The 15,118-nt window shown below is 62.9% G+C and carries 13 protein-coding genes; 5 read left to right on the top strand and 8 right to left on the bottom strand.

The window, feature by feature from the left end; all coding sequences use genetic code 11:
• Positions 1-18: 18 nt before the first annotated feature.
• From AB3X99_RS10340 to AB3X99_RS10320, 5 genes are all read right to left on the bottom strand, one after another.
• Entirely contained in the window at positions 19-1,236 is a 1,218-nt protein-coding gene (locus AB3X99_RS10340) for a glycosyltransferase family 4 protein (protein WP_368603975.1), read from the bottom strand.
• Entirely contained in the window at positions 1,224-2,327 is a 1,104-nt protein-coding gene (locus AB3X99_RS10335; RefSeq protein ID WP_368616835.1) for a glycosyltransferase family 4 protein, read from the bottom strand. Before AB3X99_RS10335 ends, AB3X99_RS10340 begins: the two co-directional genes overlap by 13 nt.
• A gap of 390 nt (positions 2,328-2,717) precedes the next feature.
• On the bottom strand, positions 2,718-4,916 hold the full coding sequence (locus tag AB3X99_RS10330; protein WP_368616834.1) for a GNVR domain-containing protein: 2,199 nt from the start codon (positions 4,914-4,916) through the stop codon (positions 2,718-2,720).
• Between the two features lie 112 nt (positions 4,917-5,028).
• Positions 5,029-6,123: a polysaccharide biosynthesis/export family protein gene (locus AB3X99_RS10325; RefSeq protein WP_342947752.1), complete on the bottom strand. Its 1,095-nt coding sequence runs from the start codon at positions 6,121-6,123 to the stop codon at positions 5,029-5,031.
• A gap of 277 nt (positions 6,124-6,400) precedes the next feature.
• On the bottom strand, positions 6,401-7,507 hold the full coding sequence (locus AB3X99_RS10320) for a sugar transferase (RefSeq protein WP_342947751.1): 1,107 nt from the start codon (positions 7,505-7,507) through the stop codon (positions 6,401-6,403).
• A gap of 755 nt (positions 7,508-8,262) precedes the next feature.
• Between AB3X99_RS10320 and AB3X99_RS10315 the strand changes: the two genes are divergently transcribed.
• The 3 genes from AB3X99_RS10315 (at position 8,263) to AB3X99_RS10305 (ending at position 10,956) form a co-directional block, all read left to right on the top strand.
• Positions 8,263-9,468, top strand: coding sequence for a calcium-binding protein (locus tag AB3X99_RS10315; protein WP_368616833.1), 1,206 nt, complete (start codon positions 8,263-8,265; stop codon positions 9,466-9,468).
• A 90-nt stretch (positions 9,469-9,558) separates the two neighbouring features.
• A complete protein-coding gene (locus AB3X99_RS10310) occupies positions 9,559-10,662 on the top strand; it encodes a glycosyltransferase (protein ID WP_069267713.1) in 1,104 nt (367 codons plus the stop codon).
• Between the two features lie 159 nt (positions 10,663-10,821).
• On the top strand, positions 10,822-10,956 hold the full coding sequence (locus tag AB3X99_RS10305; RefSeq protein WP_069267714.1) for an entericidin A/B family lipoprotein: 135 nt from the start codon (positions 10,822-10,824) through the stop codon (positions 10,954-10,956).
• Positions 10,957-10,991: 35 nt separating this feature from the next.
• On the opposite strand, the gene AB3X99_RS10300 is transcribed toward AB3X99_RS10305, so the two are convergent.
• Positions 10,992-11,684 (bottom strand): pyridoxamine 5'-phosphate oxidase family protein, encoded by a 693-nt coding sequence (locus AB3X99_RS10300; protein WP_368616832.1) that lies wholly within the window; start codon positions 11,682-11,684, stop codon positions 10,992-10,994.
• Between the two features lie 306 nt (positions 11,685-11,990).
• On the opposite strand from AB3X99_RS10300, the gene AB3X99_RS10295 reads away from it, so the two are divergent.
• Positions 11,991-12,446: a host attachment protein gene (locus AB3X99_RS10295; protein ID WP_028202093.1), complete on the top strand. Its 456-nt coding sequence runs from the start codon at positions 11,991-11,993 to the stop codon at positions 12,444-12,446.
• A 70-nt stretch (positions 12,447-12,516) separates the two neighbouring features.
• Here AB3X99_RS10295 and AB3X99_RS10290 read toward each other — a convergent pair whose 3' ends face one another.
• Together AB3X99_RS10290 and AB3X99_RS10285 are read right to left on the bottom strand one after the other, a co-directional pair.
• A complete protein-coding gene (locus tag AB3X99_RS10290) occupies positions 12,517-12,693 on the bottom strand; it encodes a DUF1427 family protein (protein WP_342947748.1) in 177 nt (58 codons plus the stop codon).
• Between the two features lie 28 nt (positions 12,694-12,721).
• Positions 12,722-13,690 (bottom strand): zinc-binding alcohol dehydrogenase family protein, encoded by a 969-nt coding sequence (locus tag AB3X99_RS10285; protein WP_368616831.1) that lies wholly within the window; start codon positions 13,688-13,690, stop codon positions 12,722-12,724.
• 176 nt (positions 13,691-13,866) lie between these two features.
• On the opposite strand from AB3X99_RS10285, the gene AB3X99_RS10280 reads away from it, so the two are divergent.
• A complete protein-coding gene (locus tag AB3X99_RS10280; RefSeq protein WP_368616830.1) occupies positions 13,867-15,063 on the top strand; it encodes an acyltransferase family protein in 1,197 nt (398 codons plus the stop codon).
• The last annotated feature ends 55 nt before the right edge of the window (positions 15,064-15,118 follow it).

The raw sequence follows: 15,118 nt of genomic DNA, 5'->3' as shown, positions 1-15,118 counted from the left end.
TCTCGTTATTGTGTCAACTCAGGCTGAATGCCAGCGCCGCACCACAGGTGGCGTGTCGGCGAGCACTTTGTCGGCATCCATCGCGCGTTCCACTACACTGAGAAACTCCTGCTTGAACCGCTCTTCCGTAAAGCGCATCGCATTACGACGGCAAACTTCCGCTTTGAGCGGCGGCTGCCGCTCAAAGCGCTCCACCGCATCGACGATTGATTCCACGCTTTGCTCGCTGAAGAAGAGCCCCGTGCCGCGTTCGGGGTCCGGCGAATCCACCACGATCTCCCGCGAGCCTCCACGACCCAAAGCGATGACCGGCGTGCCGCAGGCCTGTGCTTCGACAACTGAAATGCCGAAGTCTTCCTCCGCGGCGACGACGAACGCCCGCGCACGCTGCATGTAGTCGACCAGAGCCTCATCGGGCTGATAGCCGAGCAACGTCACATTGGGCGTGGCACACGCCTTCACACGCGCAAAGTCGGCGCCATCACCGATCACCACGAGACGCCGCGATGGCATCGTGGCGAATGCCTCGACGATGAGCGGTATGCGTTTGTATGGCACCATGCGCGAGGCAATCAAATAGAAGTCTTCGTGCTGGTCACCCAATTCGAACCGCTCCACATCGACCGGCGGGTAGACCACCGTGGCCTCGCTGCCGTACGCTTTGCGAATGCGTCGCCCCACGAATGCAGAATTGGCGACGAACGCATCCACGCCATGCGCCGTACGCTGGTCCCAGATCCGCATGTAGTGAAGCAACGCGCGCACGATCCAGCTTTTCATACCGCGCTGCAGCCCGGCTTCGCACAGATATTGATGCTGCAGATCCCACGCATACCGGATCGGCGAGTGCACATAACTGACATGCACCTGGTTCGGACCGGTCAGAATGCCCTTGGCCACAGCATGGCTAGACGAGATCACGAGATCGTAGGACGAGAGATCGAACTGCTCGATCGCCAGCGGCATGAGCGGGAGGTAAGTGCGAAACGATTTGCGCGCCCGCGGCAGATGCTGAATGAACGAAGTCGTTGCATGCCTGCCGCCCAGCACGCCCCGCTGCGACTCCGGGAAGAAGTCGACAACGCTGTATAGATCGGCCTGTGGAAAGAGCTGAAGTATCTGCTCCACGACCTTCTCCGACCCCGCGTAAGTGACAAGCCACTCATGCACGAGCGCGACGCGGCCGAAACGGCGAGTGTCCTTCGCAAGATTGGATGCAAGCGTCACATTAGCCACGGCGAGATCTCCTCGATCAACCTGGTCGCAGTCGCTCGCCAGGTGAGCTCCGCAGTCCGTGCGCGGCCCCGTTCGCGCAGATTCTCGCGTAACGCGGCATCGCGCGTGATTCGCTCGAGCAAGCTCGCCAGTTCCGCAGGATCGTCTGGCGAGGTGTAGAGCACAGCGTCGCTGCATGCTTCCTGGACAGCCGGCAGCCGCGATGCGATGACCGGGCAGCCAAGCGCCAGCGCCTCGACGGGCGGCAACCCGAAGCCCTCGTAGCGTGACGGATACACGAAGCACGCCGCGCGCCGATAGAGCGCCGCGAGTTCGCTATCGCTTACGTAGCCGAGATGCTTCACGAACGCAGGCAACGCATCCTGGCCCGTACCGTAGACTCGTGCGTCGCCCCCGCCTACCACGATGATGTCGAACTGCGCGTCACGAATGAGGCGCGCCGCCTCGGCCACGAGCTGAAAATTCTTGTGACGATTGAGGCTTCCCACCGCAAGCACGAATGGACGCTCGTCGGGCGTGACTGACGTTGGAGCCGCATCCTGTTGCACACGCAACATGTGCTCGCCGCTCTCCGACACAACGCCGATCTTGTCTACCGGAATCCGGTAAGCGTCACTTAGTTCACGCCGCGAGAATTCCGACACGGTAATGACACGCCGCGATATGCGGCCAAGACGCGGCGCCATCAGGCGATACCAGGCAACAAAGGACCGGCTGTAGCTGTCCGGCACGCGCGCGGGCGCCGCATCGTGCAGCACCGTGATTTGACGGCGATACCACAGGGGCCCGGAGTTGCAGAGATTGAGCAGCAACCGGCCGCGTGCGGCTTGCGGCAGCGCGAGTTGTTCCCAACGCAGGCCACCGCCCTTTCCGCTCGCGCGCAACGCGACGTGCCGGAACGGATTCGGCATGGCGGCCAGCGCTTCGGGAACGATGATCTCGGTCCGCAATCCGGCGACGCGTGGATCGCGCAGCTCGATCAGCTGGTCGAGTGCGCGGATCGTCTCGAACGCAAAGCGATCGACACCCGTCGCGCGGCGACCCAGGAAGCGGCCGTTAATCATCAGATTGGGGGCAAGCACGTGATTCATCCCAAGGTGGAAGGCAAGGCCGGATTCAACGGGCCGCGCCATGCAATTCGTATGTCTTGAAGTGTGGCCGGTCTTCGCACCGGCGAATGTTCGCCGTCGCTCATGTCACGCCAACTCACGCATCCGAAGCCGGTCCCGGAGAGTCAGTGGCGAATTGCGATGGAAAGTCGCCACGAATGCGATTGACGGATACGGTCAAATCACGGACGACTGAAGCGCGTGATGAGTTCGCGCCTCATGCGGGCGGACAATCACACTGCCGCCGGTGAAGCGGGCTGAAGCAGAGCGAATTCGCTCCAGCCCATGAGGCGCCGCTTGACTGGCAATTCGATGGACCGCGGCGCAGTCATCGACGAAAAGATCGGGCGATTTTGCACACCTCGCAGTGCGCTACTCCGCCTTGGCGCTCCCCGTATCCTTGGCAAAGCCGTAGCTCGAATAGCCGTACGCGGCATATTCGTTGCCATAGCGCCCCGGACGCGATGTCATGTCATTGAAGATCACGCCGCGAATCGGCACGCCAACCTGTTCGAAGCGACGCACGGACTCGCGCAGATCGCTCACGCTCGTCGCGCCCTGGCGCGCGATCACGAACACGGTGCCCGCCAGTCTTCCGATGATCCCGGCGTCGGCCACCGGCAAAATCGGCGGCGCGTCGATCAGCACGAGCTCATACGTCGAATTGGCCCACGCCACGAAGTTCCGGAAAGCATCTTTTTGCAGCAGTTCGCTGGCATTGGTGACATAACCCCCGGTCGCAACGAAGTCGACGCCCGGCATCACGTCGCGATTCACCACGTGGTCGTAGCTCTGGCAGGGTTCGAAGATGTTGGTGACGCCCGGCATGCTCGGCACCGCCATATGCTGGTTCAGCGAGCCGCGCCGCAGATCCGCGTCGATCAGAAGCACACGCTTGCCCGACGCACCGAATACAGCCGCCAGATTGACCGAGACGAACGACTTGCCGACCATCGGTGTCGGCCCTGCCAGCAGCACGACACGATTGTCCGCGTCCTCCAGCGAATGCTCGAGCGCGGTGCGGAAGCTGCGCAGGCTCTCGACCGCCGGGTCGAAAACGGCCGTATGCGCGAGCACCGTGTTCGCACCCGGCGCGCCGTACGGCAAACGGCGCGCAAGCGAATGCTGAATGCGGCTGCGCGGTACGGCCGCGAAGACTGCCAGCCCGGTGCCCGCTTCGATCTCGTCCACGACGGAGACGCCGCGGTTGAGCCTCTGACGCAGCAGCACGAGCGCGGCGCCGGCAAACAAGCCGGTGAACACGGCCGCGACCACGATAATGGCGCGCTTTGGCCGAATCGGTCCTTCAGGCGGCACCGCGGCGTCGATCATGCGGACATTCGACACGCGGCCTGCCTTGATCAGACGCAGCTGCTCGCGGTTGTTCAAGAGATTCGTGTAGATGTTCGTATCGACGGTCACTTCCCGCTGCAGGCGCACGACCTCTTGCTCCACCGGCGGCAGGGCGCGAGTCTGGCCGGCCAGGTGTTCCAGCGACTTCTGCGCTTCGGCCAGTTGCCCATTGATGGCGACGAGAGCCGGGTTGTCGTCGGTGAAACGGGCCATCGCCTGCGCGCGTTGCTGTTGTAGATCGGCGATACGCTGCTGCGCCAGCGCCGAACTCTGCAACAGTGCCGAAGCTTCGGCATCCAGATTGACGGCGCCGTGCGCCGAGCGGAATGCGTTGAACTCGTCCTCGGCTTTCTCCAGCTGGGCCTTGAGCAGAGGCAACTGACGGTCGAGGAAGGCAATCTGCTTTTGCGCTTCTTCCTGCGTGCGCTGAGCGTTCTGCCGGATGTATTCGTTGCCGACCGCGTTGAGAATGTTGCTGGTGAGTACCGGGTCTTCGCCATCCAGCGCAACGCCGATGACATCGGATTCCTTGCCCTTTTCCGTAATGGCGATTGCCGTCTGCAGCCCCTGGATCGCGCTCAGTTCGGACAGGCGCATCACGTTGAAGACCGTGCCCGGCTGCCCGTCGATCCTGCCGACGACGAGGTCGATGGCGCCACCCACCGTCGGCGCGTGCAGCGCTTCTCCCACTTTCCCTTCGAGCGTGATGCCGCCCCCCTCGAGCGTGTAGGCTCCCTCGCCCCGGTAGGTCAAGACAAACGGTCTGCCTTGGAGGCGCGTCGGCACGTCGAATTGCGTGACCTCGATCGCCTCGTCGCCCCAGGCGTAACCGCCCCATCCCGACCAGTTGCCGAGGCTCAGATGTCGCGCCGCCCAGCGGCCCACCACGGGGAAATAGCGTGGGGTCGCCTTGATATAGAGCTTGGTCGCATCCACGGCGGACGACACGACCATCCGCGAACGCAACACCTCCATTTCCGCCGATGCCTGGGTCTTGACCGCGAACTGGGAGGAAAGATCGGCCAGCGCCGATTTTGCCCCGTTCGGGCTCTCCTCCACCTGAATGAGCATGTCCGATTGATAGACGGGGGACGCCAGTACCGCGTAGAGGGTGCCGATAAGCGTAAAGATCAGCGTAACGATCAGAATCGTCTTGCGGCCCGCGTAAAGCGTATCCAGCATATTGCCCATATGGCCGCCGTCGGGGGCGATCGGCATGATCGTCTCCGCAGGCCCTTCAAGAAGATAGTCGCGGTTATTCATCTTGTGCCCCCGAAAGCGAACAGGTCGATCGACGCGGTTCGTGTGGTTTATATCGTTCATGTACGCATCAGTATCCAATCGCTCGGCTCGTCGCAGCGGCCTGGGTCGTCGGCAAAATCAGGCTGATGACACGGCTCCACTTCACGAGAGTAGACGTATCGACGAATACGACATCGTTGGGCTTGAGCTCGAACGAATCGGCCGTGGCCATTGCCGATGCGCTGCTCGCGTCGAGATGGAACACGGTCGGCTGGCTGGTATCGCGTCCACGCACGACATACACTTGCGAGGCGTCGCCCGACGACTGGTTGATCCCTCCCGCGTTGCCAAGTGCCTCGTTGAGCGACATGCGTCCGTTATTGAACATCACGCCGCCAGGACGCTCGACCTCGCCCACCACGAAAACCTTGCTGTCCGTCTGCGCGAAGATCCGCACAAGGTCACCATCGTGTAGAACGATCCGATCGGGATTGAACCCCTTGCGGATCATCGCCGGCATATCGATATCCACTGTGGTGTCTCCACGGGTCACTGACACATGCGAGCGGTCGGCATTGCTCGTGAAGCCGCCGGCCCGATTGATCGCCTCGGGCAACGTCATCGGCCGGTCGTTGAGCACCTGCACGCCCGGCGTCTTGACCTCGCCGTCGAGATACACGCGCTTGCTGCGATAGGTTTCGATGCGCACGGTAATCTGCGGCTGACGTACGTATTTCGCGAGCTTCTCCGCGAGGATGTCGCGCACGCCCATTTCCGAAAGACCCGCGACTTTCAGCGGACCAATATAGGCATACTGAATAAAGCCGTTGTTATCGACGGTGTAGCCGGACGCAACCGAACTGGCGCCCGAAGGACCGTCGCCGCCGCCGCCGCCCGCGGGCAGGTTGAGTTCGGGGTGATCCCAGACGACGATGGTGAGAATATCGCCGGGGCCGATTTCATACGGCGTGGCTTTGGCGAACATCTGCTGCACGTCTGCCGGAATGCCCTTGGGCCGCGCCGCGGCCTCCTTGTCGACGAGGTCCCTCGTGATCTCGACGAGCGTACCGGTCGGTGCACCAGCGATTCCCTTGGCCGCCACGCTATCAGGCACCGCTGCGCCAGATGCCGCAACGGCACCCGGGTTCGCCGTGGAGCCCGCCGCTCCGGAAGTGTAGGTCATGCCCGGCGCCAGAGCACAGCCGCTCAGCGCCGTGAGCGCCAGGCAAACGGCACACGCAGCCCCGCGGCGCAGCGCGCCCGCGAGTCCAAAATCCCGCCCGACACGCGCGTGCGCACTCCCGATCCAGTTCATCGCATTCAGTCCCATCGCAACACCCCCAATCCGTTACATGCGTCCCGGGTCATGCCGTGTGAACCGGATACCTGATATGTCAACCGCGTCTCGTGCTAACACGTTTGCAGCCCGCTTTCACCCTCTTTTTCGGCTCGCTCGCAGCTCAATACGCGCCAGTTCCGCGAATCACGACAAAAAACGTCTTGAACAGAATCCCGATGTCCTTCCGGAAGGTCCAGTTCTCCACATAGGAAACGTCGAGCAGAACGCGCGTCGCGTAGTCGATATCGTTGCGTCCGCTCACCTGCCACAGACCCGTGATACCCGGCGTGGCCATCAGGTAGTACTTTCTCGCCTCGCCATAGCGCTCCAGCTCCTGGTCGATGATCGGGCGCGGGCCGACAAAACTCATCTGGCCGCGCAGGACGTTCCAGAGCTGCGGCAGTTCATCGAGGCTCGAGCGGCGCAGGAAGTGGCCGATCCGCGTTACGCGCACGTCGTTCTTGAGCTTGAATTCACGCTCCCATTCCGCGCGGGCTTCGGGGTCACGCTCGAGCAGATCCTTGAGCACCTGCTCCGAGTTCACCACCATCGACCGGAACTTGAGACAGCGAAATTTCTTGCCATGGCGGCCTACGCGCGTATGGCCGTATAGCGCCGGACCGCCATCGCGCTTGACCAGCAGCGCGAGCACGGCGAGCAGCGGCGAGAGCAGCACGATCGCACTCACTGCCGCCACAATGTCAAAGACGCGTTTCAAGGCGTGCCCGATGACAGCGCTGCGAACCTTGTCGCGCGAACCGATTTCGTAAGCTTCCCCGCGCCACCATTCACGGGTCAGTCGCAGCACGCTGAATTCCGAAAAGAACAGCGTGTGCGACAGCAACAGCGAAATACCCGTCGTCAGTGTCCAGTACATGAACCACGGCAACGCCAGCAGATGATCGTGATGAATCGCATAAAGCAGCACGAGTCCGCAAAGCTGCACCGCGAGCCAGGCGAACGCCGTGCGGCCCGCGACGCTGAAGAGCGACCGGCTGCCGCGCGTGCCATAGGTCCCGCAAGCGGGAAAGACCGAGAGCGCGAGTGCCGCGCAAAATGCCACCAGCGTGGGATCGGGGTGATGCACCTCGGCCACCTGTCCGGAATTCAGATTCAGGTGTACGGCGCAAATGGCGCCCAGCACGATCAGCACGACATCGACCGTACGCTGCAGCACGATGTCGACCGTACGTTGCGCAAACTCTGACCGTTGCGTTAACTCTGACATTTCCCTACCCCAGTGCGTGTCGTGTTCGTCAGACATTCATGGGCTGGCAGTCGTCCGCCATCGGCGAACGCACGGAAATCCCCGTCTCAGGCGATCCCTACGTCACGTGCCGCCTGCCCCGATAACCCACGACAACACATTACGGCGCGAGCGACGCAGGAACCGTGCGCAATCCCACCAACAGTTTCCGATCGCCGCTGCCTTATGATGCGAACCACGCTGGGGGCGCTCTGCAAGTCACAATGCGAGCGTTGCGTTATGTGCGCAACCGCACATAACGCAACGGCTCTCGGACCCGGTTCGCCTGATTGATAGAAAGGATTACTTAATGTTTACCCTGGAGATCGCGACAATCGACTCTATTTTCCTTATTTGATCGCGACATCTGTGATAGACGGAATCTAGTCTCCTGTGGAGTGCCTATCCGTTCGCCGTCGCACACATGATGTGGCCAATGACGCGGCAAAATGCTTTCTGGCTGCGCCTCCAACGTGGGTAAGCCAATTGAAAATGCCGGCGTGGAGCGAGCAAGCGCGCGTAATCGGTAGCCGGCAACCGCTCCACGCGAGGAATACGCCGTGATGCATTCCGCAGGAAACACCCATCGTCTGCCCACCGATACCGCCCGTTCGCGAGACGCGAGACACGCGAAACGGACCTGGCCATTCGGCATACGTACCATTGAAAGCTTCGCGGCAGGTATCTGCGCACTCGCATGTGTATCGGCGGTGCACGCGAGCGACGCTGTGCACGCCATGCCAGCCGACGAATTCCTCCAGACGCTCGCTGTCGACACCCACGTCAGCTATACCGACGGCGCGTACGTCAACGTGCACAACGTCGCCGACGATATGGCGTGGCTCGGTATTCACCACGTCCGCGACTACCCGCCCGGCTCTTCCATCCCGTTCTCCAGCTATGTCTATCTCGCGCAGCGCGGGGTGAAATTCAACTTCCTGATGGGCGCGGACTTCGAGAAACACATCGGGCAGGTCGCGCAGTTGAATACCGAGGTGCCCGGCAGCGTTGCGGCCATCGAAGGCCCCAACGAACTCAACAACTTTCCAGTCGCTTACCAGGGGCTGACCGGCGCTGCAGCCGGGCTCGCTGTGCAGCGCGACCTCTACGCACGCGTACACGGCATGCCGGAGCTCAAAGCAGTGCCCGTATACGACGCGACCGGCTTCGACCCCAAGTCAGTCGAGACGCGTGCAGCTTCGGCCGACTTTGCGAATCAGCATGTCTACCCGCAAAACGGCGAGCAGCCCCTCTGGAACGCGAACGGCGACAAGTGGATGCTTGCGGCGATTCACCTGGGCCAGAGATTTCAGTTGCCGCTCGTCATCACCGAGTTCGGCTACTTTTCATTGCCGCAAGCGGGTTGGTACATGCTCGGCGTCGACGAGGACACGCAGGCCAAGGGCATTCTCAACGGTTATATGGATGCGGCGTCGGCGGGCGTGAAGCGGCTCTATGTTTATGAACTGCTCGACGAAAAGCCCGATCCGGCGCACAAGAACGATGAAATGCACTACGGGCTCTTTCGCAACGACAACAGTCCCAAGCCGGTGGCCTACGCCATTCGCAATCTCACGTCGATCCTGAACGCCAACATCACACGGCGCGCAAGCGCGGCGGCGAGCAACACGCTCGCCTATACGCTTTCGGATATGCCGCAATCGGCGAATAGTCTGCTGCTGCAGAAAAAGGATGGCCGCTTCGTGCTGGTGCTCTGGAACGAAACGCTCATCTGGGACCGTGCGACAGGAAAGCCGCTCACCAGCCCGCCCGCGCGCGTCGATCTCGACTTTGGCGAAACAGCAAATCGCGTCGAGCTTTACGATCCGCTCGCTTCAGCGGAGCCGCGCAAAATCCATCGCGACGTGCGCCAACTCACCGTGGAAGTACCCGACCACGTCATCCTGCTCGAAGTCACACCCGCGAACGCGCCGGGAACCTGAGCGCGGCGCCGGCCGCAAGAGGTTCGGGGCGGGCAGCCTGTCCGCCTTTGTATAATCGCGCATTCCTTCTTCCGGTCGCGGTTTCCTTTCATGCTCAGTTTTGCCCTCGGCTTTCTCGTTTCCTTGCTGGTCACGCTGCTGATCGTGCGTTACGCGCATCTGCATGAAAGGTTTTCCGTCGATTCCGATCTCGTCGGCGTGCAGAAATTCCACGTGCGTCCCGTGCCGCGCATCGGCGGAACGGGCATCCTCGCGGGGCTGATCGTGGCGGCCGCGCAGTTGCACGGGGCGTATCCGGCCGTCTCCGGCGGCATACTCGGCATCGTCGCGTGCGGGTTGCCGGCGTTCGGTTCGGGGCTCATCGAAGACCTGACCAAGCGCGTCTCGCCGCTTGCGCGCCTCCTGTGCACGATGGCCGCCGCCGCGCTCGCGTTCTGGTTCCTCGGCATCGCGGTCACGCGCATCAGCGTGCCGCCGCTCGATTTTCTGCTTTCCTACGCGGCGATTTCCTTCGTCATCACCGTGCTCGCGGTCGCCGCGCTCGCCAACGCGATCAACATCATCGACGGCTTCAACGGCCTCGCCTCGATGGTCGCGTTCATGATGTTCGCCTCGCTCGCCTACGTAGCCTTCCAGGTGCACGACCCCGTGGTGCTCTCCGCGTCGTTCATCATGATGGGCGCGGTGCTGGGCTTTTTCATGTGGAATTTCCCCGCTGGCCTGATCTTCCTCGGCGACGGCGGCGCGTATTTCATCGGCTTCATGCTCGCCGAGCTGTCGATCCTGCTCGTCATGCGCAACCGCGATGTGTCGGCCTGGTATCCGGTGCTGCTCTTCATGTATCCGATCTTCGAGACCTGCTTCTCGATCTACCGGAAGAAGTTCGTGCGCGGCATGTCGCCCGGCATCCCCGACGGCGTGCACCTGCACATGCTCGTGTACAAGCGTCTCATGCGCTGGGTCGTGGGCGCGCGCAATGCGCGAGAACTCACGCGGCGCAATTCGCTCACTTCGCCCTACCTGTGGCTGCTCTGCCTGATCGCCGTGATTCCGGCCACGCTGTTCTGGCGCCACACGCTCCATCTGTTCTGTTTCGTGGTGCTGTTCGCGCTCACCTATGTCTGGCTCTATGTGAGCATCGTGCGCTTTCGATCGCCCAAGTGGCTCGTCGTGCGCAGGACGCGCAAGCGCTGAGAACGGCTCGATGTCACGCACGCGTCGGCGCGCAGCCTCGGCGCATGTGTCCCCGCTTCGCGCGTAGAATTGAAAGGAAGGACGGCGCGCATTCTCCATGCCCGCCGCCGCTTCCATTCGACGCTTATTTGCCGCCTATTCGATTCAGGGAGAGCCAGGATGACCCGTTATCTCGCGTTTGCGCTTGCACTTTTCGCTGTGACACTCGCCGCCTGCAACACCATCGCAGGCGCGGGTGAGGACCTTTCGAAGGGCGGTCAGGCCATCACCAATTCGGCGGAAAAGGCCAAGTAAGCAGTCTGTGCGCGAATCGCGGTGCGAGCACCCGCTCACACCGCGGCGCCCTCGCGCAGGCGCGCGATTTCCGCTTCCAGTTCCCGTACGCGGATCTCGCGTTGCGCGGCGGCCTCCTCCAGTTCGCGTATGCGCGCCTCGCGCTCGTCTAACGCGGCCTTCACGTCCGCGGCCTCAAAGCGCTGCGGAATGTGCTGCGGGCAGTTCATGTCCCACGCGTGCACCGTGAAGACGATCACCCGCTCGGCGCGCGCCTTGTAGCCCGCAGGCATCAATTCCTCGACCAGCGCCGGGTCTTCGACGACGCGCGCGCGGCCCCAGATCTTCACGCGACGCCGCCGCGCATAGTCGATGACGAACAAATGCGCCTTCGGGTTATCGGTGAGGTTGCCGAGCGTGATGTATTGCTGGTTGCCGATGAAATCCGCGAAGGCAATGGTGTGCTCGTCCACCACATGCAGAAAGCCCGCCGGGCCGCCGCGATGCTGGATGTACGGCTGCCCTTCGGTATTCGCGGTGCCGAGGAATACGCTCGTTTGCGCGGCGATGAATTCCTGGATTTTGGGCGTGAGCGCCACGCCCCAGGCGTGATCGCGCTCCACGCTCGCATAGAGCTCGCGCGAACCCAGGCGCTCCTGCATCGCCTTGACCGTCGGCGTGAAGGCGATGTCGCTCGGATAACGGAGGATGCGATCGGCGGTCGAGGCGGTCGAGTCGTTCGGGCTCATGGCGGACTCCTGTGCAGCGCGCTGCGGAGTCTAAAGGCTAGGCGCTTGCACAGAAAAAGATAATCCACCGCCAGCAAGAATCATCCTTCCGAATTCTGGGAGGGCAAGCGGCCTGCGGGCACGCGGCTCGCTGTTGCGACACTTTCGCGTCCCGCGCGAGCGCCAGCGGTGCGCCGACGAGCGTGGCGGCACTTCCCGTGCCGTGCGGCCCGAAGCGCGCTACCCTTGACGTTTACGCCGCGAGGCCCGAGTCCACTCAACCGCCCGGCGGCCGCATGCGCCGGGTGCCATGGCAGGGAGTCGAACATGTCGAAAACGATCTGGATTGTTGTCGCCAACCGTGTGACCGCGCGCATTTTCGCCGCCGAAAGCCCGCTGGGCGCCATCGACGAGGTCGAGACGCTGCTCCATCTGCAAGGCCGCATGTCGGACGAGAACCTCGTGACCGACAAGCCGGGGCGCACCACCGACCGCGTCGGCTTCGGCCGCAGCGCGACCGATCCCGACACCAGCCAGCACGACCACGAAGCCACCGTGTTCGCGGCCGAGATCGCGACGACGCTCGCGAAGGCCCGCAACGACGCGCGCTACGGCACGCTCGTCCTCGCGGCGCCGCCCGCGTTCCTCGGCGCGTTGCGCAAGGCAATCGACGCACAAACGCGCAGCCTCGTCACGCTCGAACTCGACAAGGATCTCGCGGCGCTCGACGCACGTGAACTGCGCACGCGCTTGCCTGAGCGGCTCGTGCGGGCCGGGGCGTGAGCCAGCCCGTCAGTCGGTAAAATCCGCGCCGCAAGGCGATATCCGGTGCGGTGAGTGAGGATTGCCCCGCTCACCCCGCCAGATGCGCGACGCATGCGCGCACGACGCCGATGACGTTCTCGCCCGCCAGCATGCCTAGCAGCCCGACGAGCGCGATGGTCGGCGGCGCGGGCGACTTCACCTGCAGCACGTTGTAGAGCAGGCCCGCGAGCGCGCCGACCGCGAACGACACCAGATAGGCCTTCATCTCTATCTCCTGTTCGTTCTTCGGGCGCTCACGCCATGTCGATCACGACGCGCCCCGGCGTGCCCGCCGCGACCGCCTCGTAGGCTTCGCGTGCCCGCGCGAGCGGAAAGTGCGCAGCCACGACGGGCGGCTCGAACTGGCCCGCGTCGAACGCTTCGGCAATCGCGCGCATGAGCGGCGCGGATTCGGCTACGCCGAGCTTCGCGCTATCGGCGCCGAGCAGCTGCGTCTCGTTGTGATAGAAGTCGATCAGGTCGAACTCCACGCGCCGCTTGCCCGTCGCGCTGATCTCGACCACGCGGCCACGCCGCTTCGCAAGCGAGAGCGCCAGTTCGAACGCCACGCCGCCCACGGCGTCGTAGACCACGTCCGCGCCTGCGCCATCCGTCAGTTCGCGCACGCGCTCGGCGGTGTGCTCGTTCATGGGAACGAAGGCGTTGATGAGACGCGCCGCCGGCGAGCCGGCAAGCGGCGCCTCGCGGCCCACGCCGATCACGCGCGCGCCGCGCGCCTTCGCGATCTGCGTAACCGCGCCGCCCACCCCGCCCGACACGCCGATCACGGCGATTGTTTCGCCCCCGGTGAGACGCGCGTAATCGACAGTGCCCAGCCACGCTACGACGAAGTTCACGCCAATGGATGCGGCCTGCGCGTGCGAGAGCGCCGCGGGCTTGCGGACGAGCGCAGCCACAGGCACCTCGATGAACTCGGCATGCGTGCCGTCACGCGTAAAGCCGATGTCGCCGCCCGTGCCCCAGACCTCGACGCCGAGCCACTCTGCGGGGCCCGCCACCACCACGCCACTGAAGTCGCGCCCCGGGACGCGCGGGGGCACCGTGTGCTCGAAATGGCCGGCGACGTTCTTCACATCGCTCGGGTTGACCGAGGCGGCGCGCACCTGCACGAGCGCGCTGCCGGCCTTTGGCGCGGGCGTGGGCAGATCGAGATACTCGAGCACCTCGGGCTTGCCGAAGGTCCTGAACTGGATGGCTTTCATGGCGGGACTCCGTGCAATCAGTTTTCGCGCAACGCCTTACGCGAACGCGTTATCGAACTGTCAATGTAGTTTGCTGCAGGCCGGTCGTGTGGACAGACGCTTTCGAATTTCGGACAAGGTAACTCTTTAACTAATTGCTGACTTGTGTACGGTCACACACAAAACTACGCACACGCGTGCGTTTTGGCGATGTCAGAATAGCCTCGATCAAACGCAGAGCATCCGTCCCGCCCGCCATTGGCGAACGCGCAGACCGCGCATCCACCATGCAAAAGCTAAAGTCTCTTACCGTGCTGCGCGCTGTTGCAGCGACAACGGTCATCTTCTTTCACATCATGTCGCCGACTGGACATACGCTCGGTGAATTCGGCGTCGACATTTTCTTCGTGATAAGCGGTTTCGTCATCGCCCTCGTGCTGGACAACCCGAATTTGACCACACAGCGTTTTCTCGCGGACCGCGTTGCCCGCATCGTACCGCTGTATTGGGTGTTGACGTTCGGCGTATTCGCCGGGGCACTCATTGCGCCGGAGTTGTTGAATTCGACCACAGCGGACCTCGGGAATCTGCTGAAGTCGCTCTTTTTTATTCCCTATCGCAAGGAAAGCGGCCAGATATTCCCGATGTTGTTCGTCGGCTGGACGCTGAACTACGAAATGTTGTTTTACGTGGTCACAGCCGTTTCGTTGATGCTGGTGCGCCGTCGCCGCCTGCTGTTCACTTCTGCGCTGATCCTTGCGATCTTTTGCGCGGCGAAGGCATCGAACTCGCACGGCGTATTCACCGCGTTCTATGCGAATCAGCGTTTATTCGAGTTCCCGCTCGGCTTCATGGCCTACCAGATCTGGAAATCCGGAGTCCGAATCAAGCTGCCGCTTGCGGGGTGCATCGCGGTAGCGGCCTATGCGTGGATGGCCTACATCAACTGGCACAACCTTTCCAACGCACCGCTGCTTTACTACGGCCTGCCGGCTTTCGTACTGATCGGCTGCACACTGAGCCTGGAACCGGCGATGGGCTCGGGCTCGTTGACACGCGCAGCCCTATTCATCGGCGATGCGAGTTATGCCATCTATCTGAGCCATCCATACTGTGTGGAAGCTGCGCGCAAGCTGCTGCCGGGCGCTCTCGGCGGCTTTGATCCGACTGCGCCGCTCGGCGTGGTGCTCACGATGATCGTGGCTACGGCGATGGGCGCCGCGCTCTACCAGTTCGTCGACTGGCCGCTGCATAGGCGCGCGCGTCGTCTGTTGCACGCTGTGCCGGCCATACGGTTGCGCAGATCGCGCGCTGCCGGCGCGAGCGATGCAGGCACAGGCTTGCAGGAGGAACCGGCCGGCAACTTGCCAGTCAACGAGGACGCTCACTGCTAACTGAACAGCGAAGCGCGCGGGCAGCAAGCGATCAACGACGTTTTCCCGCGCTCCC

Source organism: Paraburkholderia sp. BR10882 (assembly GCF_040948855.1).
In the GTDB taxonomy this organism is placed as follows: Bacteria; Pseudomonadota; Gammaproteobacteria; order Burkholderiales; family Burkholderiaceae; genus Paraburkholderia; species Paraburkholderia nodosa_A.
This window is presented reverse-complemented; position numbering and strand designations above follow the sequence as displayed.

Excerpts from the sequence above, each read along its gene's own strand:
- AB3X99_RS10330 (WP_368616834.1), bottom strand. The coding sequence starts at position 4,916 with ATGCCGATCGCCCCCGACGGCGGCCATATGGGCAATATGCTGGATACG.
- AB3X99_RS10295 (WP_028202093.1), top strand. The coding sequence starts at position 11,991 with ATGTCGAAAACGATCTGGATTGTTGTCGCCAACCGTGTGACCGCGCGC.
- AB3X99_RS10285 (WP_368616831.1), bottom strand. The coding sequence starts at position 13,690 with ATGAAAGCCATCCAGTTCAGGACCTTCGGCAAGCCCGAGGTGCTCGAG.
- AB3X99_RS10335 (WP_368616835.1), bottom strand. The coding sequence starts at position 2,327 with ATGAATCACGTGCTTGCCCCCAATCTGATGATTAACGGCCGCTTCCTG.
- AB3X99_RS10305 (WP_069267714.1), top strand. The coding sequence starts at position 10,822 with ATGACCCGTTATCTCGCGTTTGCGCTTGCACTTTTCGCTGTGACACTC.
- AB3X99_RS10290 (WP_342947748.1), bottom strand. The coding sequence starts at position 12,693 with ATGAAGGCCTATCTGGTGTCGTTCGCGGTCGGCGCGCTCGCGGGCCTG.
- AB3X99_RS10300 (WP_368616832.1), bottom strand. The coding sequence starts at position 11,684 with ATGAGCCCGAACGACTCGACCGCCTCGACCGCCGATCGCATCCTCCGT.
- AB3X99_RS10315 (WP_368616833.1), top strand. The coding sequence starts at position 8,263 with ATGCCAGCCGACGAATTCCTCCAGACGCTCGCTGTCGACACCCACGTC.
- AB3X99_RS10320 (WP_342947751.1), bottom strand. The coding sequence starts at position 7,507 with ATGTCAGAGTTAACGCAACGGTCAGAGTTTGCGCAACGTACGGTCGAC.
- AB3X99_RS10325 (WP_342947752.1), bottom strand. The coding sequence starts at position 6,123 with ATGACCTACACTTCCGGAGCGGCGGGCTCCACGGCGAACCCGGGTGCC.
- AB3X99_RS10310 (WP_069267713.1), top strand. The coding sequence starts at position 9,559 with ATGCTCAGTTTTGCCCTCGGCTTTCTCGTTTCCTTGCTGGTCACGCTG.